This is a genomic window from Alteromonas sp. S015 (genome assembly GCF_036864485.1).
In the GTDB taxonomy this organism is placed as follows: domain Bacteria; phylum Pseudomonadota; class Gammaproteobacteria; order Enterobacterales; family Alteromonadaceae; genus Alteromonas.
This window is the reverse complement of the sequence record NZ_JAZETO010000001.1, coordinates 220,852-246,724: the sequence shown is the minus strand read 5'-3', so window position 1 is coordinate 246,724 and position 25,873 is coordinate 220,852. Positions and strand designations below refer to the sequence as shown.

The window sequence follows — 25,873 nt, the reverse complement described above, 5'->3', positions numbered from 1 at the left end:
TTGAACGAGTGTTCAAGTTAGGCGAGGTAACACACGAATGCAATAGCTAATGAGACGAAACGACTATTTTCTGGTGGTCAACCGATAGCCATTACCTCTCAGAGTTTCAATGAATATGGCATCACTGCTATAAAGCTTTTGTCGCAGCCTACTGATATACACATCAACAACATTGGTTAGTGGATCGCTGTGGCTTCGCCATACTCGACTTAATATGCGTTCTCGAGACAGCACTTTTTCAGCATTTTCGGCGAAGTAGTAGAGCATGTCGTATTCTAGTTTGGTGAGTGAAATCTCTTGCCCAGATAATGTCGCAATGCGTGACTCGTCATCGATGTTTAGTGGTCCGATAGAGAGGCCTAATTGGGTAACCGGCGTATTTGTCACTCTTCGGCTTAGGGCCGTTATGCGTGCAAGTAGTTCGTCAAAGTCAAATGGCTTGCACAAGTAGTCATCCGCGCCTTGTTTTAAACCATTCACGCGCTCACGTACTTCGTCCACCGCGGTTAGCAACAAAATCATAGGGGCATGGGGAAGCGACTTGATTGCGGGCAGAAGCTCTACGCTATCTTCATATCCAAACATGCGATCAAGAACAACAATAGCAGGACTTTCATGGCGAATGCGCGTGACTAAATTGTGTAAAGCCGACTCTTCGATACACTCAAAACCTTCAGCAATTAAGCCTCGCGATAAAAACCGCAGTAAGGGGGCTTCGTCATCAGCAATAAGAATTTTCATTGTTGTTATGATCCTAGTCGTTTGATGTTACTTAACGTTAGTTTTCAATCTGAGGGTATCGCTTGGTCTTCTAACACTGGCAGCGTCAACGTGAACTGCGAGCCTTTACCTAATGTAGAGCGCGCACTTAATGTACCGTGGTGGGCTTCTGCGATGGCTTTAGCGATGGACAAACCTAGCCCCATTCCATTGCCTTTGCGCTTCAGCCTAACAAAGCGTTCAAAGACGTGCTGTAAATCACTTGAAGAAATGCCTTCACCGCTATCAATCACCGATACGTTGATATTTAGGCCTTCGCTTTCAATGCGCAGCACAATGGGCGTATCCGGAAAAGAATATTTGTGCGCGTTTTCAATAAGGATGGTCAATACCTGTGCAATTCTGTCTTTGTCGATGAGCACTTGTACGTCATTTTTGGCAAGCCATTCATGGTTTAAAACTCTTGGCTTTGTGAGCTTTTGCCATAACGCCATATTTTGTGTAAGCAGGTCATGTAAGTCCGATTTAACTAAATCTACTGTAAATTCGTGCATCTCGGCACGGGCTAGCAGCAGTAAATCATCAACTAACTTACTTAAGTTCACGGCTTGATCAAGTATGGTTTCTAGCGTTTCTTTATAAATTTCGTTGCTTGCCGCAGCTTGCCTGAGGGTTACCTGCGCTTCGCCACGAATAATGGTTAACGGCGTGCGCAATTCGTGACTTACATCAGCCATGAATTGACGGCGCTTTGCGTCTAGCTGAGTGAGTTTATTGTTGGCTTCCTTTAACGCCCGGGTTCGGCTCTCCACTTCAAACTCTAAGTGCTTGCGATGGGCATCAGCTTGATCTTCGTGTTCCTGTAATCGCGCAATCATGGAATTAAGCGCTTTTACCAAGTCAGTGAATTCGCTATCTAAGGTTTCAGGCAATCGATAGTGGTAGTTACCTGATGCTATGGCATCGGTACCCGTGCGAATGACTGTAAGCGGCTGATACAATGCATTAAATAGCCAATAGCAACCGAGTAAAATGAAAGGGCAGGTGATAAGGCCTAAACTTATAGTAAACCATACAATACTGGTATTAAGCGTTTTGATACTGGCATTAATGCGCGATACAACGCCTGTCTGCCGGTTTACGGCAGCGTTGATGGCTTCCCTGAACTGGTTGTCGATAGTGACTTCTAGTAATGTTTGAAGGCGCTGCTGTTGGTTAAGTGGGGTACTGTCGTTACTAAGGGCTATCGCTCTAAACTCTTTTACAATGCTTTGTATAAGCGCTTCAAGTTCATCGGTATCTTCAACACTTCCTAGCGTTGCCTCAAGCCCTAGTGCTTCGCGTTGGTCAAGTTCCAGCGACTTTATTCGGTTTAGCGAGTTTTCTATTTGTTGTTGCTTATTTCGTACTTTCGCTTGGTTCGCATTCTTACCAAAAATAAGCTCGTCGGTTAGCTGCTTAAAAAGTCGGTAGGAAATGCTTGATAACTGTTGGTGCTCTGAAAGCAGTGATTGAGCGAGCTGCGCTTGGGCTAAGTTTGTACGTGTTAAATGGGCCGAAATGGCTGCGCTGGCCAATGCAATTAACAAGATAAATGTGGACAGTAACCCAAACAGGTAAAGCTTACGTTTGTACATGGCAACGGCATTATGGTTGTTTCAAACTATATACGCTAAGTTTTATGTAATGGCGCAGTTTCATAATGATTAAAAACGGCAAGCGCGAGCGAAGTAAGTAATAAGCGGCTAGCCGTTGCGCGCTAACATAGACAAGGCAATATCTGTTTGATATCGAAGCTCTTCATCTATTTTCCAGTGATCCGGGCTCCACCCCGCTAAGAACCGATAAAAATCAGCGCAGGCGAAGGGGTACAAGTACTTCCATTCAGCGATGATTAGCGCAATATCAGCACGCTTGAAATAAGCTGAATTATCATTATTAGACAGTCGAACGTGTAGCGCATCTTCGAGCGCTTGAAAGTAGGTATTAAGCAATGCGTCCCGGTGGGACATATGAATTTCGGTTGTTAATGCACTGCCCAAAAAGTACGCCACGTCCTTTATGCCTGCGCCATAACCCACATACTGAAAGTCGACGGCTGCACAGTTTGAAAAATCGTTAGTAAAACAAAAGTTAGCCACTTTAGCATCGCCGTGGACCAAAGTGTGATAGTTAGCGTCGCCTAATGTGGTAGCTATAGCGACAGCATGTTGCTTTAGTAATCCATCCGACATGGCGTGGAACTCGTCTTCGCGGGTTGCCAAGTTCCAATACGTGCCCTCAGTCCATAATTGTATATTTCGGCTATTAAATTCATCTCTTACATTCAGAAAACGCGCATGAAAGTTGGCGAGCCATTTTAGAACGGTATTGCATTGCGCAGCGGTAAGCGAAGATGCGGTGCGAGAGTAGCCGCCGTGTGCCAAGTCTTCCATAACAAGAAGGGAGGCTTCACCCTGTTGACTATGCCCTAGGTACCTAGCTGTACGACAGGAGGCGTCAGTTTGCTTTTGGAGGTTGCTATAAAAACAGTTCTCCACCTTAAAAGATTGACACTTGCGGTTGTGGCTAGCCTCACCATTCCAACCTTTAGGGTGCGAAAGTTTGCTTGGCGGAGTGGCGCATTTCACGACTACTTTTAGCGCTGTTTTGTCTCCACCTTGTTGCGTGCTAGGTAGGTTTTGTTTAGCTTGGTGATGCTGGCTTTCTTGGGAAGAACTGCTCTCATCGTAGTGCTTTAAAACAGCATTACTTGAATAGTGCAAAGTGGCACGAAAGCAAGCACCGTAGCCGCTCCAAAGAGGCTGGATAAGTTGTGCATCTGATACCTGCACGTTACATACTTGGCTTAACCAATCAATATATTGTTGGTTTATCGTGTCTGACATTTCACTTTTAACTCGGACTCGATTTTAAACGTACATTAGCAAACAAAAAAGCCGCTCGAAAGCGGCTTTTACGTCAAGTTGCCAGTAGCTGAAAACTAGTCAGCTACTGCTTCGACTTCGACAACTTCATCAACTGACTGAGGAAGCGTAGTTGCTGCTGAAGCTCGCGAAGTAACGTGCGACACTGCCGCAGTTTTACCCGATACTACAAGTGCAGGTCGCGCTTCGTCGGCTTTAGCGGTAAGTGCTACATCAACAAACGCGTCGTTTACCGTTGCTGGCAATGCCATAGGGTGCGATGCACCGCGCTTTCCTTTGCCACTTGCTGCCAAGCTAGTATAAGACGTTGCTGTTTTTACCGCTTTTTCTTTAGCCACTGGCGTTTCAGTTTTAGTTTCTTGCACCGGTGCTCCAGGTTCAGCATCAACAGGTGCGTCAGCCAAGTTTATTTCAACTTGCTCTGGCGATGCTGTTGCCTCGTCTTCAGCTTCTGGCGCTTTGGCTGCTTGCGTTGATTTAGCTTCAACTGCAGGTTCTGCTTGAGCTTTTTCTTCAGCGCTGCTTTCTTGCACAGAAGTTTCGGTTGCTTTAGCAGGTTCGGCTTCAGTCGTCGCGTTGTCGCCCTCTGACGTTACCTTTTCAGTTGAATCAACAGGTTCTGCTAACGTTGCTTCTTCCGCTGAAGGCTTTTCGTCCGCTGAGGGCTCAGTACCCGCTGAGGGCTCATTACCCGCTGAGGGCTCTGCATCAAACTGAAGTTCGTCTTGAACAGCTTCAACATCAAGCTTAGCTTTTTCTTGCTTATCTTGTTTAGAAACAGGTTGCTCGTCGGCTGGCGCTAGTTGTCCAGGCTCTTGTGCTTGTGTTTCTTCAACGACAGGTGCCTCTGTTTTAGCTGTCGCTCCAACTTCAGCTTCTGCCTGTTGTGGTGACAGCTCACCAGGTTGCTTAGCTTGCGTGTCTGCATCGTCAACTTGCTGCGCTTCTTTCTTACGACGTTGACCTGCTGCGCGAACGTGACGTGGAGAACGGCGTGAGCGGCCACGGCCTTCACGTTTTTGACCCTGCTCTTCACTGTTAGCGTCGGTATTTGCATCAGTACCTTCAACAGCATCGCTAGTGACTAAAGATGAATCATCTTCAGTCTTTACAGCGTCGGTAGCTGGCTTCACTTCAACAGGTTTTTCAGCTGACTTTTTCTCTGCTTTCACTGTTGGCTTTTGCGCATACTGCTTCGGCTCAGCTGTGTTTTCAACCGGAGCCTCCGCTTTCGGCGCTTTAGGCTTGGCGTCTGCCTTAGCTTTGTGCTGTGATGGCGCTTCTTTGACTACTGACGCGGCCTGAGCTTCGTTTTGCTCTGCTGTATTTACTACATTGTCATCTTTCTTCACACGAACGCTTCGACGCTTGTCACGACGTTTTCTGCGCTCAGCAACTTCGCGTTTCTTCTGCGCTTGGTTTTCTTGCTGTTCGCCATCTTGCTTCTCGTGCTTAGGCTTTTGTTGCTCATCGCGTGGTTGCTGTGCCTTACGAGGCTTGCGACCTTTGTTATTGCGCTTTTCATCTTGATCTTGACGCTGGTCTCTTCGCTGGTCTTGATTCTGATCGCTGCGCGGCTTGCGATTATCTTGCTGCTCATTGTCACGATTTTGGTCTTTACCTTGGTCTCTGTTTTGAGACTGATTGCCACGACGGTTGTTCTTATTGCGTGGCTTACGACGACGATCGTCATTGTTTCGGCTGCGGTTGTTTCTATTTTTATTACCAGACTGTGGCTTCTTATCTTTATTGGTTTCTTCTTCGCTTTCGCTACCAAATAAATCACTAATCCACTTACCGAATCGGGCAAATAGCGAAGGCACATCGTTGGCTTTCTTCGCAGACTCTTCTATTGGCGCTACAACAGGTGCAGCTGTCGGCGCAACAAGGCCTTTAAGCGCGGGTTCTTCACGCTTAACAGGGGCTGAAGTCGTCGTTTCTGTCTCAGCTTCTACCGCAGGCATTAGCTCTACGTCGTAGCTTGCTTCAGATACAACGTCATCTGGACGTCGACGTAACACTTGGTAATGAGGTGTATCTAAATTTGCGTTAGGAATAAGCAGTAAATCAACGCCGTGACGCTTTTCTAATAGCTGAATAGACTTACGCTTTTCGTTAAGTAAGTACGTCGCTACTGGAACAGGTAATTGCGCTTCAATTTGGCCCGTATTCTCTTTAATGCTCTCTTCTTCCAGAATACGAAGAATAGACAGCGCCAAAGATTCGGTGCCGCGAATGGTTCCGTGACCAGAACAGCGAGGGCACACATGGTGCGCAGATTCACCCAGTGAAGGTCGTAAACGCTGACGGGACATTTCAAGAAGACCAAAGCGAGAAATACGACCCAGTTGAACTCGTGCTCTGTCGCTTCTTACCGCGTCTTTCATACGGTTCTCAACTTCGCGTTGGTGACGTACTGGCGTCATATCAATGAAGTCGATAACAACCAATCCGCCTAGGTCGCGAAGGCGCAGCTGGCGAGCAATTTCGTCTGCCGCTTCCAAGTTAGTGTTTAGTGCAGTTTCTTCAATATCACCACCCTTTGTCGCGCGAGCAGAGTTGATATCAATAGAGGTTAGTGCTTCTGTTGGATCGATAACAATTGAGCCGCCAGACGGTAAACGCACTTCGCGTTGGAAAGCAGACTCAATTTGGCTTTCGATTTGGTAGTGGCTAAATAATGGTACCTCACCACGATAAAGTTTTACGCGGTTAGCAAAGTCAGGGCGTACTAGTTGAATGTGCTGTAACGCTTGCTCGTAAATACTGGTTTTATCGATAAGTATTTCGCCAATATCGCGACGTAGGTAGTCACGAATAGCACGTACAATAACGTTACTTTCTTGGTGAATTAAGAAAGGTGCTTCTCGCTCTTCAGCTACCTCTGAAATCGCTTCCCAGTGTTTAAGCAAGACTTTTAAATCCCACTCTAACTCTTCGTAAGATTTACCCACACCGGCAGTACGAACAATCAGGCCCATACCTTCAGGAAGGTCTAATTTGCTCAGTGATTCTTTTAGCTCTGTGCGTTCATCGCCTTCAATACGGCGAGAGATGCCGCCAGCGCGAGGATTATTTGGCATAAGTACCAAGTAGCTACCCGCAAGCGAGAGGAATGTGGTTAACGCAGCGCCTTTTTGGCCACGTTCTTCTTTGTCAATTTGAACAATAACTTCTTGGCCTTCTTTAATCACATCTTTGATGTTTGGGCGGCCTTCGAATTTGTAACCTTTAGGGAAGTAAGTGCGGGCAATTTCTTTAAGGGGTAGGAAACCGTGACGTTCTGCTCCGTAGTCAACAAAAGCAGCTTCTAAGCTTGGTTCAACGCGGGTGATTTTACCTTTGTAAATATTCGCCTTTTTCTGTTCGTGCCCTGGGCTTTCAATATCTAAATCGTACAACCGTTGCCCATCAACAAGGGCAACGCGCAACTCTTCTTGCTGAGTTGCATTAATTAACATTCTTTTCATTGTATCTAACTCTGTTTTAGTACAACCGTTAAGACACAAAATTAAAGTGACATGTGCAAACCCTCACCGCGCAACCTCACGGCTGGACGGGGACCTTGTTGTTTCGTCGCATTATCCTTGATGGTTGGCCATGTTAACGCCGCTTCTAGCGCACAATTTCAATGATATTCACTTGTGTCTAATTTTAGACAAACTCGCAAGCGAACTATAAATGGCCACACTGCTTTAAGGATGTCGGGAGCGACTAGCCCTTGTTACTGTATTCTTTTGTACAAGCAATTCTGTATGCTTGCGTGTCATTTAATTCTGTTAGTTAACGGCAAACTTATTTTATGTTCGCAAGCAATGGCGGTTGCTTTATCACGGCAGTGTAGTCGTTGCCTCTCTAGCTTGGTTGGCCTGAAAAATAATTTTCATTGCGGATGCTACCAACGCGAACGCCATACTTTTTCGTTTTACAAGTTTGAGCAGCATCGTCATTCTTTATAGATTGCTGTCTCTTTCTTGATTGCTGTTTTTATAACGCTGAGTTTCACGTTTTTGAAAGGGGCTTTGTTTTACCACTTATCTTCAAAAACTAATATGTGAATTATACCGTCCAAAAAACGTCGTTAATTATCGCACCAAAACTGCAATTTTAGCAAGGAAAGCAAGTGAATAATTGTGTATATCTTTACATGTAGGCAGACAAAAGAGTTTGGGTACATTAAAGAAAAATTGCCTTTGACCAAAATTTCAGCGATAAGCGCTTTTTTCAAATATTTATCACTTTCAATTAGCCCAGAGAATTACCAATGGGGTATACTCTCGACATGAAAGAAGAAGCTCCTAAAAAAGTACGTTTTGTAACGGTTGAAGCCGACTTGGCGGGTCAACGTATCGATAATTTTTTGCGCACCCAATTAAAAGGCGTGCCGAAAAGCATGATTTATCGCATTTTACGCAAAGGCGAAGTGCGAGTGAATAAAGGTCGTGTTAAGCCTGAATACAAGTTACAAGCCGACGATTTAATCAGAATTCCACCGGTTCGCGTGTCGGAAGGTGCGCCCGCACCCTCGGCTAAGCTCGACAAAATAGCATCCCTTGAATCGCATATCCTTTTCGAGGATGACCGTATACTTGTGATAAACAAGCCATCGGGAATGGCAGTTCACGGTGGAAGTGGTCTAAGCTTTGGTTTAATTGAAGGCTTAAGAGCGTTGCGTCCCGATGCCAAGTTCATGGAGTTGGTTCATCGATTAGACCGTGACACTTCTGGCTGTATTTTAATTGCTAAGAAGCGTTCTGCCCTTCGTCACATGCACGAGCAACTTCGCACGGGTAAAATGGACAAGCGTTATAATGCGCTTGTTGCAGGTGAGTGGCCTAAAACTCGGTTCAAAGTTAAGGCACCGCTTCGTAAGAATGTGCTGCAATCGGGAGAACGGATGGTGAGTGTAAGTGACGATGGTAAACCGTCAGAAACCCGCTATCGCATATTAGAAGAGTACGCCGGTGCAACTTTGGTTGAAGCGTCGCCTATTACAGGCAGGACCCACCAAATTCGCGTTCATTGTTTGCATGCGGGCCATCCTATTGCTTGTGACCCAAAATACGGTGATGCGGATTTTGACGCGGCAATGCGCCATAAAGGGCTTAACAGACTGTTCCTTCACGCTCGCAGTATTTCGCTGCTGCACCCAGGAACTGAAGAGCGCGTAACATTCACCGCGCCATTAGACGACACTCTCTCAAATACACTTAAAGCGCTGTAAGTTATGCATTCAAAGAATCAGGCTGTGGAAACACAGCCCTTCACTTCGTTAGATGAAAAGCTATCTAAGTACAAACTTGTTATCTTTGATTGGGACGGCACGCTCATGGATTCAGCGGCGAAGATTGTTAGCTGCATGCAGCTTGCCGCAAAGCAGTGTGATATGCCTGTTCCTACCTACGACGAAGTAGGCCACATTATTGGTATAAGTTTAAAGCCCGCCATTAAACAGCTTTTTAATATTGAAGATGATGCGTTAGCCGAGCGTTTAGTCGCAGCGTATAAAGAAGCATTTGTCACTCGCGATACAACGCCGTGTCCATTGTTTGACGGCGTTGAGCAGTTACTGGATACTTTAAAAAAAGCGGGATGTACCTTAGCCGTTGCGACAGGTAAAGCGCGCCGCGGTCTTGATAGAGCGTGGGCACAAACAGGAACGGGCGGCTTTTTTAGTGCATCACGTACGGCTGACGAGGCTGAATCTAAACCCTCACCAGATATGCTGCTCCAGTTGCTTGATGAACTTGGCGTAAAAATAGAAGATGCCGTGATGATCGGTGATACGACTTACGACATGCAAATGGCGAAAACGATTGGTATGGATAGGATAGGGGTGTCATATGGCGTGCATGCGCAGGTTCATTTAGAAGCGTTGTCACCCGTGGCACTTGTACACTCCATAAGCGAGCTGGAGACAGCGCTACTTAAATAGCGCTGCTCTTACAGAATTAGTGGCTTACTGTGCAGCCATTGCCAATAAATCGACATCGAAGTGTGAGCCCAGTAATTCATTTAGCAGCATTATAGGAAGACCTATTAAACTGTTAGGGTCGCGGCTTTCTATTTTATCAAACAGTAATACACCCAATCCTTCGCTTTTAAAGCTGCCGGCGCAATCAAGTGGTTGCTCTTTATCTACGTAGGCGCGAATGGCAGCTTCACTGTTATGGCGAAAGAAAACTCGCGTTTCATCTACCTGCGTTATCGTTTTACTGGCGCTAGGCTGGTGAAGGCAAAGTGCAGTATAAAATGACACTTGTTGACATTGGCATGCCATCAGTTGGTTTACTGCATTATCAAATGTACCTGGCTTTCCAAGTAGCTGCGGGCCCGCGTCGGTTTGTACCAAAGCCACTTGATCGCTACCAATAATAATGGTGTCGCTATTTATTTTTTCTAATTCAGTGCCAACCTTGCGCGCCTTTTGTTCGGCCAAACGTAAACTCAAAGCAGTAGGGCTTTCGTTTTCACGAGGCGATTCATCAATATCAGGGGCGTGTGTATCCGCTTGAATTCCAATATTGGCAAGCAGCATTTTTCGGTACTGTGATGATGAAGCGAGGATAAGATGAGCCACAAATACTCCTTTTTGTAAAATCAATATGTTGCGATGTAGCCAAAGAACAGGCAATGTTACAATATCACTATATAAGACACACGGTCTTTTATTCTGTTCTTAAACACAATTTTGCTTTGACAGGAAGGGGTTGACCCTATATCATGCGCGCCCTATGCAGAAAGTGAAACTCCCTCATTCGGTTGAACCGACTAAAAGTGCCATGAAACGTTCCGATTACCGGGGCGTGATTGCGTCTAAAGATATGGAACGATTGAGTGAAGCAGTTGTCCGATGCAATGACTATGTGGACGCAGAAGTACAGTTCGAAAAAGACGCGCAGGGTCTTACTGTCTTTCACGGCCATCTAGCAACGCAGGTAACACTTATCTGTCAAAGGTGTAATGGTGAACTCGATTATCCCGTGGAAGCGGAATTCTGTTTTACTCCAGTGCAGGGAGAAGAACAGGAAAGCGATGACATCATTCCCGAGGCTTACGAACCGGTAGAGGTCAACGACCACGGAGAAGTTAATCTGCTTCAAATTTTTGAAGACGAGCTACTGTTATCTTTGCCAATTGTGCCCCTTCATGCAGAGTCGGAGTGTACAGTGAAGCAAGACGATATGTCGTTTGGAAAGATTGAACCGGAACAAGAGCGACAAAACCCTTTCGCGGTTTTGAAAGAACTTAAGCGAGACCAGGAGTAAGTTATGGCAGTACAACAAAATCGTAAAACGCGTTCTAAGCGCGGTATGCGTCGCTCTCACGATGCATTGACAGGCGCGACTTTGTCTGTCGATTCAACGTCGGGCGAAACTCACCGTCGTCACCACGTGACCGCTGACGGTTATTACAAAGGCAAAAAAGTAATCGGCGCGTAATACGGCGACTACATTTTGTCTACACTAACCATCGCGTTAGATATCATGGGGGGCGATCATGGTCCCCCTGTTATCCTTCCCGCAGCCGTAAAGGCTATTCAACTTCACCCCGATGTTCATTTCACATTATGTGGTGATGAAGATACCATTAAAGCAGGTATACAGCCTCTTACCGACTCTGAGCGCAACCGCGTTACTATTGTGCATTGCTCACAAGTAGTTGAGATGGGTGAAGCGCCAACGTCAGCGCTACGAAATAAAAAAGATTCTTCTATGCGTCGCGTTATTGAACTTGTCGAAAGTGGTAAGGCTGACGCGTGCGTGAGCGCAGGTAATACTGGTGCACTGCTTACCTTATCGTTCTATTTGCTTAAAACCTTATCAGGTATTGATAGGCCAGCACTAATTAATATGATGCCTACGACAGGGCACCATAATGTTTTTCTTCTAGATTTAGGTGCAAACGTAAACTGTACGCCCGAGATCCTGTTTCAGTATGGCGTTATGGGCTCAGTGCTTGCTCAGGAAGTGGCAGGAATTGAGTCACCACGGGTTGCTTTATTGAACGTAGGCGAAGAGGATATCAAAGGAAACGCGCAGGTAAAGTCTGCCGACCAGCTCTTTAAAGACGCGCCAGGCATAAACTATATTGGTTATGTTGAAGGTGATGACATTTTCACCGACCATGCCGATGTAGTGGTAACAGACGGTTTTACCGGAAACGTAGCACTTAAATCGAGCGAAGGGCTGGCTAAGTTAGTGATAAACGAAGTAAAACGCCAGTCACAGAAGAACTTTTATACTCGATTACTGGCAAAAATTGCCTTCCCATTACTGAAATCTATCTATAACAGCGTGAACCCCGACCAGTATAACGGTGCGAGTCTGATAGGATTGCGCGGCATTGTTATCAAGAGTCACGGAAATGCACAAAAAGACGCCTTTTATTACGCTATCGTGCAAGCAATGAAAGAAGCAAAAATGCATTTACCTGAAAAGATAAAGACTAAGATAGAAACGGTATTGTTGGAGCAGCTTTGAGCAAATATTCACGCTTTATAGGAACAGGTAGCTATTATCCCAGTGACGTGCGTACAAACGCAGATTTAGAGCAAATGGTGGACACCAGTGACGAATGGATCACTGACCGTACCGGGATAAAAGAGCGACGTATTATTGGAGCAGATGAAACCGCTGCTACCATGGGAGCAGAAGCCAGTAAGAAAGCCATTGAAATGGCTGGCATTGACCCAAAATCAATTGACATGATTGTGTGCGCTACCACCAGTGGTCGCTATGCGCTTCCAAGCACGGCATGTGAAATTCAACGTCTTCTTGATTTAGACGGCATTCCTGCATTTGATGTGGCAGCTGCGTGTGCAGGCTATTGTTACGCATTAAGTGTTGCCGACCAATATATTAAGTCGGGAATGGCAAAACGCATTCTTGTCGTCGGTACCGATTGTTTAAGTCGTCTGATAAACCCAGAAGACAGAACCATGGTCATTCTGTTTGGTGATGCGGCAGGCGCGACTATTATTGAGGCCAGTGATGAACCTGGTATTTTATCTACACATATCCATGCCGCAGGTTCATATGGCGATTTGTTGTATGTAGGTAATCCAACCCGTGGTGACGAGCAGTCGGTTCACGATAACTGGGGTGTGATGCGCGGTAATGAAGTGTTTAAAGTGGCAGTGACCAAGCTTTCAGAAGTGGTTGAACAAACCCTTGCCGCCAACGGCATGCAAAAATCTGATCTTGACTGGTTAGTACCTCACCAAGCAAACTTTAGAATTATTAAAGCGACAGCTAAAAAGTTAAATATGTCTCTTGATCAAGTTGTGCTTACGTTAGAGCAATATGGTAATACCTCTGCTGCTACCGTGCCCACAGCACTTGATACCGCTATCAGAGACGGACGCATTCAACGCGGACAGCATTTATTACTAGAGGCATTCGGAGGCGGATTTGCTTGGGCATCGGCGCTTGTGCGCTATTAACCTTGCTGCTATATGCCTTGTTACAGGGCATTCCAACTTCGACGTTTTCTCGTTTCTAGTAAATTAAAAATAATAAGGAATCGACATGACAAAGACAGCCTGTGTATTTCCGGGACAAGGTTCTCAAAGCGTAGGTATGCTTAAAGAACTCGCGGAGACTTCTCCTATTATCGAAGCGACGTTCAAAGAAGCTTCTGACGCACTCGGCTACGACCTGTGGAATTTAGTCCAAAACGATGCAGACGGTAAACTTAACGAAACCCATATCACTCAGCCAGCGCTACTAGCTGCTAGTGTTGCAATTTGGCGTGTTATTCGCGAGCAGGGCATAGACGTAGATTACTTAGCAGGTCATAGTCTTGGTGAGTACTCAGCACTAGTGTGTGGCGGCGCCATGGATTTTGCTGATGCCATTAAGCTTGTTGAAGCCCGTGGTAAATATATGCAAGAAGCCGTGCCAGCAGGCGCAGGTGCTATGTATGCCATCATTGGGTTAGATGACGCTGCAATCGCTGATATTTGTCAGCAAACTGCCATCGCGACAGGCGACGTAGTAGCGCCAGTTAACTTTAATTCTCCGGGCCAAGTGGTTATTGCGGGGGAAAAGCAGGCCGCAGAGCAAGCCGCTAATGCGTGTAAAGAAGCGGGCGCAAAGCGCGCACTTCCGCTTGCCGTAAGCGTTCCTTCACACTGTGAGTTAATGCGTCCTGCCGCAGACAAGTTAGAAGACGCGTTATCGTCATTGAACGTTAATGAGCCTGCAATCAATATCGTGAATAATGTTGATGTCACTATTGAAACGCAAGGTGATGCCATCAAAAACGCTTTAGTGAGACAACTATATTGCCCCGTTCAATGGACTCGCACTGTTGAATACTTAGCGGCAGCGGGTATTGAGCGCGTTATTGAGGTGGGTCCAGGTAAAGTTCTTACCGGATTAAACAAACGTATTGATAAGAGCCTAGCGTCTCTTGCAGTTAATACACCAGATGGTGTTGAAGCATTAAAACAATAAGGAATCGCAATGAGTCAATTAGACGGTAAAATTGCGCTTGTTACCGGCGCAAGCCGAGGTATAGGCAAAGCGATTGCCACGCAGCTTGCTCAGCAAGGTGCTACGGTTATCGGAACCGCTACCAGTGAAAACGGTGCACAAGCGATCAGCGATTATCTTTCTGAATTCGGCGGCAAGGGCTATGCGCTCAATGTCACTGATAAGGAAAGTGTTGATACAACATTAAAAGCCATTAACGAAAATTTTGGTAGCGTTGATATATTGGTCAACAATGCAGGTATTACGCGTGATAATCTGCTAATGCGCATGAAAGATGACGAGTGGCAGGATATTATCGCCACCAATTTAACTTCAATTTTTACGCTGTCAAAAGCGGTACTTCGAGGTATGATGAAGAAGCGCTCAGGCCGTATTGTGAATATTGGCTCAGTGGTGGGCAGTGCGGGTAATGCCGGACAAGCAAACTATGCGGCAGCGAAAGCAGGCGTCATTGGTTTCTCTAAATCCATGGCTCGTGAAGTCGCGTCTCGGGGTATTACCATCAACGTTGTTGCCCCCGGTTTTATTGATACCGATATGACAAAAGCGCTGACGGATGATCAAAAAGAAGCCATTTTCAAAGATATTCCGGCTAACCGTTTAGGTGCGCCTGATGAAATTGCAGCCACTGTTGCTTTTTTAGTGAGCGATGGTGCTGCCTATATTACAGGCGAAACTATCCACGTAAATGGTGGTATGTATATGGGGTAAATTCGCAAAAATTGCGAATTTTCCCTAGTTTGGGGTGGTATTTACCCGAACTTGGATGTAAAAATAGTATTTTACGAATTTCGAATGTCGCTGGTTTGACCAGAAAATTTGTTTAAACTGGTGCTTGCAAGGATGCACCTTGCAAAATAAACTAGCGGCACTTTTATTATCTAGTGACGTTTAAGGGAAACCTAGAATTATGAGTAACATTGAAGAACGCGTTAAGAAAATCATCGTTGAACAACTTGGCGTGAAAGAAGAAGAAGTAAAAGCAGAAGCTTCATTCGTTGACGACTTAGGCGCTGATTCACTTGACACAGTCGAACTAGTAATGGCTTTGGAAGAAGAATTCGACACTGAAATTCCTGACGAAGAAGCAGAAAAAATTACTACTGTTCAGTCTGCAATTGACTACATCAACGCTAACAAAGACGCTTAAGTCTTAAGTAGCGACGAAGCGGCTCTTCTTACAGAGCCGTTTTTGTATCTCCTACCTTAGTTCCAAAGCGAGGGCTTTTTGTGACAAAACGTCGCGTAGTGGTTACTGGTCTTGGAATGCTTTCACCATTAGGTCTTAATAGCGAAGACACATGGCGCAAATTGCTCGCGGGCGAAAGCGGCATTGGTGAAATCACCCATTTCGATTGCAGTAACTATCCAACCCGTTTCGCAGGTCAAATTAACGATTTTGATCCGCAGGAATATATTGAAAAGAAAGAAACCAAGAAAATGGACCGCTTTATCCAACTGGGTATTGCTGCGGGCAAACAAGCCTTGGTCGATTCTGGTTTAACTATTTCACAAGATAATGCGCACCGTGTAGGTGTAGCTATTGGTTCAGGTATTGGTGGTTTAGAACAAATTGAACAAAACCATTTAAAACTGACAAATAGCGGTCCAAAGCGCGTATCGCCATTTTTTGTACCTTCAACCATTACCAACATGATCTCAGGCTTCTTGTCTATCATGGAAGGGTTGAAAGGACCAAATTTAAACGTTGTGACTGCGTGCACGACAGGCGTTCACAACATTGGAATTGCCGCTAGAACGATTGCTTATGGCGATGCTGATGCCATGTTAGCTGGGGGCGCAGAAGCGTCGATTACGCCGTTAGGTATGGCAGGCTTTGCCGCAGCACGTGCGTTATCATCTCGCAATGACGATCCAAAAGCAGCAAGCCGCCCATGGGATAAAGACCGCGATGGTTTTGTTATGGGGGAGGGCGCTGGCGTGGTAATGCTGGAAGAATACGAAGCGGCGAAAGCCCGCGGTGCGACCATTTATGCAGAGTTAGTCGGCTTTGGTATGAGCGGTGACGCATACCACATGACTTCTCCACCTGAAGATGGCGAGGGTGCTGCTGCGTCTATGCAAAACGCAATAAATGATGCAAAAATGGACGCAAGTGATATTGGTTATGTTAATGCCCATGGTACGTCGACGCCTGCCGGTGACATTGCAGAAGTGGCAGCTGTTAAACGCGTGTTTAACGATCACGCTTACAAGTTACTTGTAAGCTCTACTAAGTCAATGACAGGTCACCTACTTGGTGCAGCGGGTTCGGTCGAAGCAATTTTCACTATTTTGGCACTACGTGACAAAATGGCGCCACCAACCATCAATTTAGACGAGCCTGGCGAAGGGTGTGATTTAGACTTTGTTGCACACAAAGCAAAAGCATTCAATGAAGACTATGCATTGTGTAATTCATTTGGGTTTGGTGGTACAAACGGTTCATTGATCTTCAAGCGTATCTAACGCACCGTAGCTAATACAATTCGAGTGAGTTTTACTTACATTTAAAAGGCAGCTTAGGCTGCCTTTAGTCGTTAATACGGTCAAAGTAAACATCATGAATGTTAGGCTTTCTTCTGCATCGGTATAGCCAAATCAATTCAGCTAGACGTTGTCTGACCAACGCAAGTTGGTATACTTCCCTCTACCATACAAAACGACGAACAAGAGTAGGCAGTGAGAATTATTCCTAGCGCTACGCCTATTTCATCAAGTGACAGGGCGTTTAATTACGGCGACGGTGTGTTTACCACATTGTTGGTAACTGAACACCAAGTAGCATTACTGTCTTATCATCTTTCACGTTTGAAGCACGATGCTGCAGCCATCAAACTCAACATTGATATGCAAGCGCTTGGAGTTGCTATCACTGAACAAGTTGACGCGATAAAGAACGCCTTAGGTGAAAACGCTTCGTCAAAATATGTGCTGAAAGTACACGTGTCTGGCGGTCAGGCTGGAAGAGGGTATGCGCGAAGCGAGGACAGTGAAGCACTAGTAAGATTTAGTCAGCATCCTTTTCCTAATCATTACGAAAGTCTAGCGAATGAAGGCGTTAGTGTGATTTGTGCTCAAACGCGGTTAGCCATTCAGCCATTGCTTGCGGGCGTAAAGCATATGAACAGGCTAGAGCAAGTCTTAGTTAAACACGAAGTAGACGAAGCTGGCGCAGATGACGCTATCGTTTGCGATACGCAAGATAACGTTATTGAAGCGAGTGCTGGCAATGTGTTTTTCTACCTCAATAAACAGTGGTATACCCCTTCGCTGAAAGGAAGCGGCGTTAACGGTGTTGTCAGGCAATGTCTGATTGACTCGCTGTTAAACGACAATTGGGCACTTCACGTAGGGGAATATGACCTTTCTTATTTGCGAAAAGCGAGTGCACTTGTAATTACCAACGCGTTGATGGGCGTAATGCCGGTGCAGCGAATGCGCATGCCAGATTTCTCGTTCGTTAATTTTGATATTCGAAGCGATGAAGTGGTTGCGTTTCAAAAGCGATTTGAGCGTGTGCTTAAGCGCTAGCAAAAACGCACTTATAAGGACAAAGTGTTTAGCGTTTTATGCGCCTTAATTGATGAGTAGTAAAAAGATAATATGGAATGTAGAAAAATACCGGTAGGAGATATTCAAGCATGAAGCGCATAGTGATTTTCCTATTGTTTCTTATCATGCTTGTCGCTGTAGGGGGCACTTGTGGTGTAATGTACGTTTCGAGCAAGGTTACTACTAACTTAACGTTGGAAAAGGACACTTTAATTACCATAGAAAACGGCAGCAATGCTTATCGTACCGTCAAATACCTGCGTAAAGCGGGGATAACCGATGTGTCGCCGTTTGTGGCTAAGGTATGGCTCAAATTCTTTGCAGGCAGCACATCTGTAAAGTCTGGAACCTACATGCTGCGTCCTGGTCAATCGCTAGTAGATGTATTCACTCTATTTACGCAAGGCGATGAGCACCTCTTCGCGGTGAGTTTAGTAGAAGGGTTAACCCTTGCACAATGGCTTGAAGCGCTTAAACAAAACCCAGATTTGGTGTTTGATTTAAATGAAGAGAAATTAAACCAGCTCCCCCAAGACAATGGCGTTGACTGGTGCTGCGACAATGTATCGCATACAGAAGGGGTGTTTTTAGCTGATACGTATTTCTTTAGCAAAGGTACAGCTGCTAGTGAGGTGTTAAAAAGGGCTCACCGTGCGCTTATTGAGTTTGTTTCTCATGAATGGGAGCAACGTGATATCGACCTTCCGCTAGCGACTCCCTACGAGGCGCTTATTTTAGCCAGTATCATTGAAAAAGAAACGGCTGTGCCTGAAGAGCGAGATATGATTTCTGGCGTATTCGTCAATAGGTTAAACAGAAATATGCGTCTTCAAACCGATCCTACCGTCATATACGGTATTGGCCCTGCATTTGATGGAAACATCACCCGCAAGCATCTGCGAACAGCAACGCCTTACAATACCTATGTTATTAAAGGGCTTCCACCTACGCCTATAGCGATGGCAGGCAAGGCCGCTATTCATGCAGCGCTCCACCCTTTGGCAACCGACGCGTTATATTTTGTGGCAAAAGGCGATGGCAGCCATCAATTTTCTACCACGCTGGCTGATCACAATGCAGCTGTGCGAAAATACCAGTTAAAACGATAATTGTACTGATACCGCTACATAGTACGTAGCAGTTATCTAGCCAGTAGGTTATAGATAAATAAAAACAGAGTTTAAAAAGTAATGCGCGGAAAGTTTATTGTAGTAGAGGGCCTTGAAGGTGCCGGAAAAAGCTCAGTGATTGGGCTGATTGTTCAAGCATTGAAAGATGCAGGAAAGCGCGTTGAGCAAACTCGTGAGCCGGGTGGCACACCAATGGCAGAAGCCATACGAGAATGTGTAAAACACGATTGGGATGAAACGGTTAGTGAAGAAACAGAGCTGCTTCTTATGTATGCGGCCCGGGTGCAATTACTTACCAATAAAATCTTTCCATCCCTTGATGCTGGTAAGTGGGTGGTAGGTGACAGACACGATTTATCATCTCAAGCCTATCAAGGTGGTGGTCGAGGTGTGAGTGAAAAAACGATGACGGCTATCAGCGAAATTGCGCTTAAAGGGTTTAAACCAGATTTAACCTTATACTTAGACGTCGAGCCTGCGGTTGGGCTAGAGCGCGCTCGAGGGCGAGGGGAGCTTGATCGCATTGAGCAAGCGGGGCTTGCCTTTTTCGAAAGAACCCGTAGCAAATACTTGTCTCTTGCTAAGCAAGATGAATCCATCGTCGTGGTAAGTGCAATGCAGCCTATGGAAAAGGTTCATCAAGACGTGATTGCTATTATCGACGACTATGTAATGAAGTCATGCACTGAAAGCAGTGACATAGCTCGAAACGAAAGCCTGCAGGGGAAAGGCTAATGCAAGTGTTGCCTTGGTTTACTGCAACGTTCTCGACTTTGCTGACGCGATATATGGCAAAGAAACTGCACCATGGTTTGCTTCTGACAGGGCCAAAGGGCATCGGTAAAAATCAACTCGCAGTGGGCTTAAGCAACGCGTTATTGTGCAAGCAACCAAGCGTGGATGGACCGTGCGAGCAGTGTCAAAGTTGCCACCTTAGGCAAGCGGGAAATCACCCAGACTTCCATATTTTAGAAAGTGAAAAGCAGCTTGGTGTTGACAAAATTCGCGAAGGTATTGCCAAGCTCTCTGGTACTGCGCAAATGGGGGGGAACAAAGTGCTGTTGATCCCCCGTGCCGATACAATGACAGAGGCAGCGGCCAATGCGCTATTGAAAACCTTAGAAGAGCCCACAAATAATACTTTCTTACTTCTGATTACAGACAGTATTAATAAGATCATGCCAACTATATTGAGTCGGTGTGAACGACAGATACTAGCGCTTCCATCTATATCAGACAGTTTGAGCTATCTAAGGGCTAAAGGCGTAGAAGATGCTAGCGAAGCATTACTGGCGGCCTATGGCTATGCGCCACTTCGCGTAGAAGAAGCGCTTTCTGGTGAGGAAGACATTAGCTACCGCGATTTCAGTGATGGTATGCAGGCGCTTTTAGCAGGTGATGCCAATATTCAGGCGCAATCACTTGCAAATAAATGGCAGGGCAATGCACAGCAAATCGCATTGTGGTGCCAACAAATGGCCCAACACGATTACATGCAGCGTCAACAGGCTGTCGACTTTAAACGCTATGAAGTGTGTGTTGATGCAGTCAGAATACTGCAGCACGCTGGCGTTAATAAATCGATGGTACTTTTTGGGCTGCTAAAACAATTTCAACGTTAGTAGGCAAACGCTGGCTTGCCAAAGCCCTTTTGTCCGACAGCAATTTTCAAAACAGGTGTAGTTTGTTCGTAGATTCTCATTGTCACTTAGACCGACTTAAGCAAGGGCCAGAAGAGCTGGCTGAAACCTTAAATTTCGCAAGAACCCGAGGTGTTGAGCACTTCCTGTGCGTATGCGTATCTGTTGGCGACTACGACAGCATGTTAGCCGCTGTTAGTCAATTTGATGACGTGTCTGTATCTTGTGGTGTGCACCCATTGCATCAAGATGAAGCATGTAGCTATGAGGAATTGTTAGAGAAGGCGCAGCGTGAAGAAGTCGTTGCAATAGGCGAAACTGGGCTGGACTATTTTTATAGCCCGGAAAGTAAAGAGATTCAGCTAACGTCTTTCGTCGACCACATCAAAGTCGCCAACGAAACTAAAAAGCCGTTAATTATTCATACGCGGGATGCAAGAGAAGACACCATTAACTTACTGCGCGAACACAAAGCTGCGCACACCAAAGGTGTGTTGCACTGCTTTACCGAGTCATTAGAGATGGCGCTAGCAGCAATAGAAATGGATTTTTATATCTCTATTTCTGGCATTGTGACCTTTAATTCCGCTGACGAATTGCGTGAAGTGGTAAAAGCTATCCCTCTAGAGCGACTACTTATTGAAACTGATTCCCCATGGCTTGCGCCTGTTCCCCATCGAGGTAAACAAAACCAACCAGGTTATGTAGTCGAAGTAGCTGAGTTCATTGCAGAGCTTAAAGGCGTGTCGTTAAAAGAGTTAGCAGAAATTACCACCCGTAACTTCTATACGTTGTTCTCTTTAGCCGACAAAAAGAAAGCCGCGTAGCGGTAAGTATAGTCGGTTTTACATCCGGAGGTGATTATGCCCCAGTGGCGACAAGCGTTGACAAAGAGTCTTCACCAAACCCGTAGTATGCCAGAAAGTCGCTACTTTCAGTTAGCTACTGTGGACGGAAGTGGAGTGCCTTTCTGCCGGACCGTAGTTTTTAGAGGGATCACTGACAATAACCAATTGGTGGTTATTTCTGATACCCGCTCAGATAAATATGACCAGCTCGTTCAAAACCCTCACTCGCAGGTATGTTGGTATTTTTCTAAAACCAGAGAGCAGTATCGCTTCTGTTGTACCGCAACAATAATAACGTTAAGCCAAGATGCTGGCTTAGTTAAACAGCATTGGAATAAGTTATCGGATGCAGGCAAAAAACAGTTTTTATGGGGTGAGCCTGGCACGCCCAGGAACGACGGTTCTCCACTTCAAATAGAAGGAGATTTCGGTGAAGTACCTCCTCATTTTTGTGTAATTATGCTCGCTATTGAAAGCGTTGATTACTTGAATTTAAGAGGTAACCCTCAAAGCCGAGAATGGCATCAAAGAGGCTTAGATGGAAATTGGGTGAGTCAGTCATTGATACCCTAGGAAACTATGTATAACTTTTGTCAGAGATTTTAAAAGGTAACTCGAGATTTAAATCGCGCCATCACTTGTAGCCAAATGTAGGCGAGCGTTCAACTTATCGTAGTGATGATATAAAAGCCCTCTTGCTCTTTGGTTTTTAACCCGCTAGAACAAAAGAGGGCAGTTCACTGTCTATAAAACTCGTGAGATAGGCGTTTCGCCTTTGAACAGGTGGGTGATGAGGTTTTCACTCCCTTCTCTCGCAACGCTTTCCACAATGGCTGTTGCTACATCTTCCCTTGGTATAACAGCATCGTCCTTATTGCTAGGCATATCAGTGCGCACAAGATGATTGCCAGGTTCATTTAACAAGGTGCCGGGGCGAAGAATAATATGATGTAATCCACTATTAATTAAATGCTCGTCCGCCATGTGTTTTGCTACTAAATAGGGCTTAATGGCTGATTCAACGGAGTCGGGGTCGCCTGCACCGATAGAACTTACCATAATGAATTTGGGGGTACCAGCAGCCTTTGCGTAGTTAACTGCGTTTCGGGCGGCCCACAAGTCAATCATTAGCGTTTTATCTGCACCCGTGTTCCCTCCTGAGCCAGCTGTAAATATCACGGCGTCAATCCCTTCAAAATGCGCTGAAAAATCTTTTTCTAAATCCTGTTCAACCACGGTAAGGTTGGCATCTTGGATGTCTGAAAGTTTTTCTGGGCTTCTTACTGGTGCTAAAACTTTATGTCCAGCGTCTAAAAGCTTGACCGTTGCTTGTTTTCCAATTTGTCCTGAAGCGCCAATTACTAAAACATAAGCCATATTGCGATCCTCCTTGCAAAGAAAAATTTTTCAACATTATTAATTACAAGGTTTAATAGGAAGCGAACGCAACAAACGATCAATAACTGCGATGGAATGCATGCGAAAGAGATTGACTGCATAGTTGCGCTCTACGCGTTGCAATCAATCCATAGTGCAGGAAGGGTAGTGCTTGAAGGGGCACCAAATAAGCACAGAGCAACTACGTACTATTTTACGACAGAGTTTCTACCTGACTTTTTACCTGCGTATAGTTTTTTATCGACAGCGTGAATACAAGCATCAACACTGTCGTAGTCTTTGATGTCGGCAACGCCGCAGGTGATGGTAACGCTAACTGAGTGGGGAGGGGAGTCAATAACCTGTCCCGCTACGCTTATGCGTAATTTTTCAGCTACCCAATAAGCCTCTTGCACATTGAGAGAAGGCAATAAAACCAGAAACTCTTCTCCCCCCCAACGTGCAACAACATCACTTTCCCGAAGATTATTCTCCAAAATGGTAGCTATTCTTACCAAAACAGCGTCACCGACGTGATGACCATATTCGTCGTTAATTCTTTTGAAAAAGTCTATATCTACGATGAGTAAAGAGAAGGTGCGATTATGCCTTTTAAATTCTTGCCACTCAGCTTTGGCCCTTTGCGTAAAGTAGCGCCTGTTTTTCAGCCCAGTCAACGAGTCTTGAGTGGATAAAAGTGTGAGCTTCTCTATCATAGCCTCTAGGTCTTGGGTTTTTTCCTCTACTTTTCGGGCTAGTTCGTCTGATCGCATTTTTAGGGATGCGAACCTCAACCATACCATCGATGAAATCAAAAGCATGCCTAATAGCATTATCACTACACGCCATGTAGGCTCATCCCACCATGGTGGAATCACAATAACCTCAAGCTGTGCTGCGTTACTACTCCATTCATTTTCTCGGTTTATAGCTTTAACGGTAAAGCGATAGCGACCGGGGTCCAAGTTGGTGTAGGTTGCTGTTCTTGACTTATAGTCAGTAAAGCGCCAGTTGTTTTCAAAGTCTGCGAGTTTATAGGCATATCTAAGTTCATTTGCGTTCATATAATCAGTAGCAGCAAATTCAATGGTGAGTGCAATATCGTTGTATTTAAGTTCGATTGCCTCATCTAGATGTTGTTTTTGCTGATAGGTTGTTCCGTTTTGCTCATTTCTACTTACAGTTTCAATGTTCGTGAAGTGAATGTTAGGCGACCACTTTTCATTTACCACTTGTGAAGGGGTAAATTGTGTTGCGCCCTCGGCACCGCCAAACATGATTGTGTTATTTTCAGTTACGGTGACAGAGCCTATATAATAGCCTGTAGACAGTGCACCGTTTTCGGCTCCGAAGTAAGAAAGGGTAGATAAGTTCGGTGCTAAATAGGTTATCCCTTCAATTGTAGAAATCCAAAGCCCGTATTCATCATCTTCAACAATTGCTCCAATAGATACATTACTCAACCGACTTTCAGGTTTAATTTGCGTCACCTTAATGGTCGACAAGTCGTTGCCTTCTTTGGTTATAAAAAAGAGGCCTGCAGCTTGAGTTCCGACCCAATAGCCACCACGCTTTGAGCGAGAAACCCATGTTACAACGGTTTGCTCTGAAATTTTGTCAGTAAACTCACTGATACTTGTTAAGTCTCCAGTAAGCTTGTTAGCTACAAATAAACCAGCTACTGTGCTTAGCCATGCGTTTTCACTGTCTTCTAAAACTATTCTCGTCGTTAACGATAATGGCCATTGTTTTATCACTCTATTTTCTGAAGGACGATATACAAACAGCCCGTCGCTGTAGCCGCCATACCAGATGTCCCCGTCATTATCGATATTAATGCTGTAACCCGACTTACCATTTAGTGCGACAATTTCTAAATTCTTTGTCTGAGGGTTCAATGTGGCAAGCCCTGTGCGTGTGGTTACCCATAGAGCATCGCTCTTTCGATGGTATAACACGCTCAAAAGTTTATAGTCAGTGTCTTCGTTATTGCCAATAGCATGAGGGGAAGCAAATGGACCCTCGTGAGTCTTTGTTATTGTATTGTAAAGCCATAAGCCCTTTTCATTCGCTACCCATACTTTGTTATCTTTGTAGTTAGATAAAGACGTTATTATTCGCCCTTCACCCACTTCCTGCGAGTAAAAGTTGCTAAGTAGAGGGTTGCTGATAGCAAACCCATCGTCTTTTGTTCCAACTACAACTAGCCCAGTTTTAGTTTGGTAAAGGCTTGAAATCCTCTCGTTTGCGGTATCTTTGTCGCTGATAGGCGCTCGCAGCACACTGTCTGGATTATGTGGAGTTAAAATATTCAACCCTCGTTCGGTTGATACCCATATACTATTGCTGCTCTTTACTAAGATGTCTGTGACGTAGTTATCAGATAGACCGTCTATTTCTGAGGTACAGCTTTTAGCGATAGAAGTGCTTTGTACGTCGGGGTTGAACAAACATACTCCGTTGGTTGCGGTGCCCAACCAGAGCCGAGATTTCTCTGCTGCCGCCAATCGGGTAAGGTTCATTTTTTCAAAAGCCACTAGCTCTAGTGTCTTTTTTAACGGATCAAGTTTGTAAAGGCCCGAGGTAGAAGCTACATAAAGTGTGTTTCCGACGAGTTCTATGTCCGTCAATGTGCTTGTAGTGCTGGGAAGGTAACTGACCAGTTCCATACTGTCTGACTTTGCAGAATACGTGTAAATGTTTCGCTCCGAGACTATCCAAAGTTGGCCATTATGGGTGGTCTTAATTCTATTAATTACTTGTTTATTATAAGGCTCAGACGACGGCAATATGTAATGCTTGAACTTTTCCGTATCAACATTCATACGGCTTAGCCCGCTGTATGTTCCAACCCACAGGTATTGACCGTCTATGCTTGCCTCAACTTGGAGTACAAAAAGGGTCTGTAGACCTGTTGTCTTGTCTTCACCCCATAAACCAAAGTTTCTGAAAGTGTAGCTGTCAAATTTGTCGACACCAGACTGAGAGGCCAACCACAAAAAACCATACTTATCTTCTGCGATATCTGAAACGGATACGTGGGCGATACCACTATTCATATCGTAGGAATGAAACGCTGGAGCAATAGTTTGTGCGCGAGCGAGCTGACTGCAAGTTGCAGCAAAAGCTAAGAAAAGCGAAAGTACCGAAAGCATGCGCATAATTTAGTCAAAAATT

23 protein-coding genes are annotated in these 25,873 nt (G+C 45.2%); 16 read left to right on the top strand and 7 right to left on the bottom strand.

Annotation, left to right across the window (positions count from 1 at the left end):
• Positions 1-63 precede the first annotated feature (63 nt).
• From V7R42_RS01035 to rne, 4 genes are all read right to left on the bottom strand, one after another.
• Positions 64-741, bottom strand: a complete 678-nt coding sequence (locus tag V7R42_RS01035) for a response regulator transcription factor (RefSeq protein ID WP_334018395.1) — start codon at positions 739-741, stop codon at positions 64-66.
• Between the two features lie 44 nt (positions 742-785).
• A complete protein-coding gene (locus tag V7R42_RS01030) occupies positions 786-2,357 on the bottom strand; it encodes a sensor histidine kinase (RefSeq protein ID WP_334018394.1) in 1,572 nt (523 codons plus the stop codon).
• Between the two features lie 108 nt (positions 2,358-2,465).
• On the bottom strand, positions 2,466-3,608 hold the full coding sequence (locus tag V7R42_RS01025; RefSeq protein ID WP_334018393.1) for a phosphotransferase: 1,143 nt from the start codon (positions 3,606-3,608) through the stop codon (positions 2,466-2,468).
• Positions 3,609-3,703: 95 nt separating this feature from the next.
• Positions 3,704-7,117 carry a ribonuclease E gene (gene rne, locus V7R42_RS01020; protein ID WP_334018392.1) on the bottom strand — a complete coding sequence of 1,138 codons (3,414 nt, stop codon included), beginning with the start codon at positions 7,115-7,117 and terminating at the stop codon, positions 3,704-3,706.
• An 812-nt stretch (positions 7,118-7,929) separates the two neighbouring features.
• On the opposite strand from rne, the gene rluC reads away from it, so the two are divergent.
• Together rluC and V7R42_RS01010 are read left to right on the top strand one after the other, a co-directional pair.
• Positions 7,930-8,871, top strand: coding sequence for a 23S rRNA pseudouridine(955/2504/2580) synthase RluC (gene rluC / locus V7R42_RS01015; protein ID WP_334018938.1), 942 nt, complete (start codon positions 7,930-7,932; stop codon positions 8,869-8,871).
• Between the two features lie 3 nt (positions 8,872-8,874).
• The gene (locus tag V7R42_RS01010; RefSeq protein ID WP_334018391.1) at positions 8,875-9,582 is read left to right on the top strand and encodes an HAD-IA family hydrolase; all 708 of its coding nucleotides are present in this window, start codon (positions 8,875-8,877) and stop codon (positions 9,580-9,582) included.
• Between the two features lie 24 nt (positions 9,583-9,606).
• Here V7R42_RS01010 and V7R42_RS01005 read toward each other — a convergent pair whose 3' ends face one another.
• Positions 9,607-10,227, bottom strand: coding sequence for a Maf family protein (locus V7R42_RS01005; RefSeq protein WP_334018390.1), 621 nt, complete (start codon positions 10,225-10,227; stop codon positions 9,607-9,609).
• A gap of 154 nt (positions 10,228-10,381) precedes the next feature.
• On the opposite strand from V7R42_RS01005, the gene yceD reads away from it, so the two are divergent.
• The 14 genes from yceD to V7R42_RS00935 all read left to right on the top strand — a co-directional run bounded on the left by yceD (position 10,382) and on the right by V7R42_RS00935 (position 21,892).
• On the top strand, positions 10,382-10,915 hold the full coding sequence (gene yceD / locus V7R42_RS01000; protein WP_014976324.1) for a 23S rRNA accumulation protein YceD: 534 nt from the start codon (positions 10,382-10,384) through the stop codon (positions 10,913-10,915).
• Between the two features lie 3 nt (positions 10,916-10,918).
• On the top strand, positions 10,919-11,089 hold the full coding sequence (gene rpmF / locus V7R42_RS00995) for a 50S ribosomal protein L32 (protein ID WP_012518206.1): 171 nt from the start codon (positions 10,919-10,921) through the stop codon (positions 11,087-11,089).
• A 15-nt stretch (positions 11,090-11,104) separates the two neighbouring features.
• Complete coding sequence (gene plsX / locus V7R42_RS00990) at positions 11,105-12,130, top strand: phosphate acyltransferase PlsX (RefSeq protein ID WP_334018389.1); 1,026 nt, start codon at positions 11,105-11,107, stop codon at positions 12,128-12,130.
• Positions 12,127-13,092 carry a beta-ketoacyl-ACP synthase III gene (locus V7R42_RS00985; protein ID WP_334018388.1) on the top strand — a complete coding sequence of 322 codons (966 nt, stop codon included), beginning with the start codon at positions 12,127-12,129 and terminating at the stop codon, positions 13,090-13,092. Before plsX ends, V7R42_RS00985 begins: the two co-directional genes overlap by 4 nt.
• Before the next feature lie 85 nt (positions 13,093-13,177).
• Positions 13,178-14,107 (top strand): ACP S-malonyltransferase, encoded by a 930-nt coding sequence (gene fabD / locus V7R42_RS00980; protein ID WP_334018387.1) that lies wholly within the window; start codon positions 13,178-13,180, stop codon positions 14,105-14,107.
• Positions 14,108-14,116: 9 nt separating this feature from the next.
• Positions 14,117-14,857 carry a 3-oxoacyl-ACP reductase FabG gene (fabG, locus tag V7R42_RS00975; protein WP_334018386.1) on the top strand — a complete coding sequence of 247 codons (741 nt, stop codon included), beginning with the start codon at positions 14,117-14,119 and terminating at the stop codon, positions 14,855-14,857.
• A 199-nt stretch (positions 14,858-15,056) separates the two neighbouring features.
• Entirely contained in the window at positions 15,057-15,296 is a 240-nt protein-coding gene (gene acpP, locus V7R42_RS00970; protein WP_012518211.1) for an acyl carrier protein, read from the top strand.
• 80 nt (positions 15,297-15,376) lie between these two features.
• A complete protein-coding gene (fabF, locus tag V7R42_RS00965) occupies positions 15,377-16,615 on the top strand; it encodes a beta-ketoacyl-ACP synthase II (protein ID WP_334018385.1) in 1,239 nt (412 codons plus the stop codon).
• Between the two features lie 213 nt (positions 16,616-16,828).
• Positions 16,829-17,680: an aminodeoxychorismate lyase gene (pabC, locus tag V7R42_RS00960; protein WP_334018384.1), complete on the top strand. Its 852-nt coding sequence runs from the start codon at positions 16,829-16,831 to the stop codon at positions 17,678-17,680.
• A 110-nt stretch (positions 17,681-17,790) separates the two neighbouring features.
• Positions 17,791-18,810 (top strand): endolytic transglycosylase MltG, encoded by a 1,020-nt coding sequence (mltG, locus tag V7R42_RS00955; RefSeq protein WP_334018383.1) that lies wholly within the window; start codon positions 17,791-17,793, stop codon positions 18,808-18,810.
• A gap of 81 nt (positions 18,811-18,891) precedes the next feature.
• Positions 18,892-19,566 carry a dTMP kinase gene (tmk, locus tag V7R42_RS00950; RefSeq protein ID WP_334018382.1) on the top strand — a complete coding sequence of 225 codons (675 nt, stop codon included), beginning with the start codon at positions 18,892-18,894 and terminating at the stop codon, positions 19,564-19,566.
• Complete coding sequence (gene holB / locus V7R42_RS00945; RefSeq protein ID WP_334018381.1) at positions 19,566-20,453, top strand: DNA polymerase III subunit delta'; 888 nt, start codon at positions 19,566-19,568, stop codon at positions 20,451-20,453. The genes tmk and holB overlap by 1 nt, the downstream gene beginning before the upstream one ends.
• Positions 20,454-20,515: 62 nt before the next feature.
• Positions 20,516-21,298, top strand: a complete 783-nt coding sequence (locus V7R42_RS00940; protein WP_334018380.1) for a TatD family hydrolase — start codon at positions 20,516-20,518, stop codon at positions 21,296-21,298.
• 36 nt (positions 21,299-21,334) lie between these two features.
• Positions 21,335-21,892 carry a pyridoxamine 5'-phosphate oxidase family protein gene (locus V7R42_RS00935; RefSeq protein WP_334018379.1) on the top strand — a complete coding sequence of 186 codons (558 nt, stop codon included), beginning with the start codon at positions 21,335-21,337 and terminating at the stop codon, positions 21,890-21,892.
• 171 nt (positions 21,893-22,063) lie between these two features.
• Here the strand turns inward: V7R42_RS00935 and V7R42_RS00930 are convergent, their stop codons facing one another.
• Both V7R42_RS00930 and V7R42_RS00925 read right to left on the bottom strand, forming a co-directional pair.
• A complete protein-coding gene (locus V7R42_RS00930; protein WP_334018378.1) occupies positions 22,064-22,696 on the bottom strand; it encodes an SDR family oxidoreductase in 633 nt (210 codons plus the stop codon).
• A gap of 209 nt (positions 22,697-22,905) precedes the next feature.
• Positions 22,906-25,857, bottom strand: a complete 2,952-nt coding sequence (locus V7R42_RS00925; RefSeq protein WP_334018377.1) for a ligand-binding sensor domain-containing diguanylate cyclase — start codon at positions 25,855-25,857, stop codon at positions 22,906-22,908.
• Between the last annotated feature and the right edge of the window lie 16 nt (positions 25,858-25,873).

What these genes read in the sequence shown, in the direction of transcription:
- rluC (WP_334018938.1), top strand. Translation starts at nt 7,930, where the DNA reads ATGAAAGAAGAAGCTCCTAAAAAAGTACGTTTTGTAACGGTTGAAGCC.
- fabG (WP_334018386.1), top strand. Translation starts at nt 14,117, where the DNA reads ATGAGTCAATTAGACGGTAAAATTGCGCTTGTTACCGGCGCAAGCCGA.
- yceD (WP_014976324.1), top strand. Translation starts at nt 10,382, where the DNA reads ATGCAGAAAGTGAAACTCCCTCATTCGGTTGAACCGACTAAAAGTGCC.
- rne (WP_334018392.1), bottom strand. Translation starts at nt 7,117, where the DNA reads ATGAAAAGAATGTTAATTAATGCAACTCAGCAAGAAGAGTTGCGCGTT.
- rpmF (WP_012518206.1), top strand. Translation starts at nt 10,919, where the DNA reads ATGGCAGTACAACAAAATCGTAAAACGCGTTCTAAGCGCGGTATGCGT.
- V7R42_RS00930 (WP_334018378.1), bottom strand. Translation starts at nt 22,696, where the DNA reads ATGGCTTATGTTTTAGTAATTGGCGCTTCAGGACAAATTGGAAAACAA.
- holB (WP_334018381.1), top strand. Translation starts at nt 19,566, where the DNA reads ATGCAAGTGTTGCCTTGGTTTACTGCAACGTTCTCGACTTTGCTGACG.
- mltG (WP_334018383.1), top strand. Translation starts at nt 17,791, where the DNA reads ATGAAGCGCATAGTGATTTTCCTATTGTTTCTTATCATGCTTGTCGCT.
- V7R42_RS00925 (WP_334018377.1), bottom strand. Translation starts at nt 25,857, where the DNA reads ATGCGCATGCTTTCGGTACTTTCGCTTTTCTTAGCTTTTGCTGCAACT.
- V7R42_RS01030 (WP_334018394.1), bottom strand. Translation starts at nt 2,357, where the DNA reads ATGTACAAACGTAAGCTTTACCTGTTTGGGTTACTGTCCACATTTATC.
- acpP (WP_012518211.1), top strand. Translation starts at nt 15,057, where the DNA reads ATGAGTAACATTGAAGAACGCGTTAAGAAAATCATCGTTGAACAACTT.
- V7R42_RS01035 (WP_334018395.1), bottom strand. Translation starts at nt 741, where the DNA reads ATGAAAATTCTTATTGCTGATGACGAAGCCCCCTTACTGCGGTTTTTA.
- tmk (WP_334018382.1), top strand. Translation starts at nt 18,892, where the DNA reads ATGCGCGGAAAGTTTATTGTAGTAGAGGGCCTTGAAGGTGCCGGAAAA.
- V7R42_RS00935 (WP_334018379.1), top strand. Translation starts at nt 21,335, where the DNA reads ATGCCCCAGTGGCGACAAGCGTTGACAAAGAGTCTTCACCAAACCCGT.
- V7R42_RS01025 (WP_334018393.1), bottom strand. Translation starts at nt 3,608, where the DNA reads ATGTCAGACACGATAAACCAACAATATATTGATTGGTTAAGCCAAGTA.
- fabD (WP_334018387.1), top strand. Translation starts at nt 13,178, where the DNA reads ATGACAAAGACAGCCTGTGTATTTCCGGGACAAGGTTCTCAAAGCGTA.
- V7R42_RS01010 (WP_334018391.1), top strand. Translation starts at nt 8,875, where the DNA reads ATGCATTCAAAGAATCAGGCTGTGGAAACACAGCCCTTCACTTCGTTA.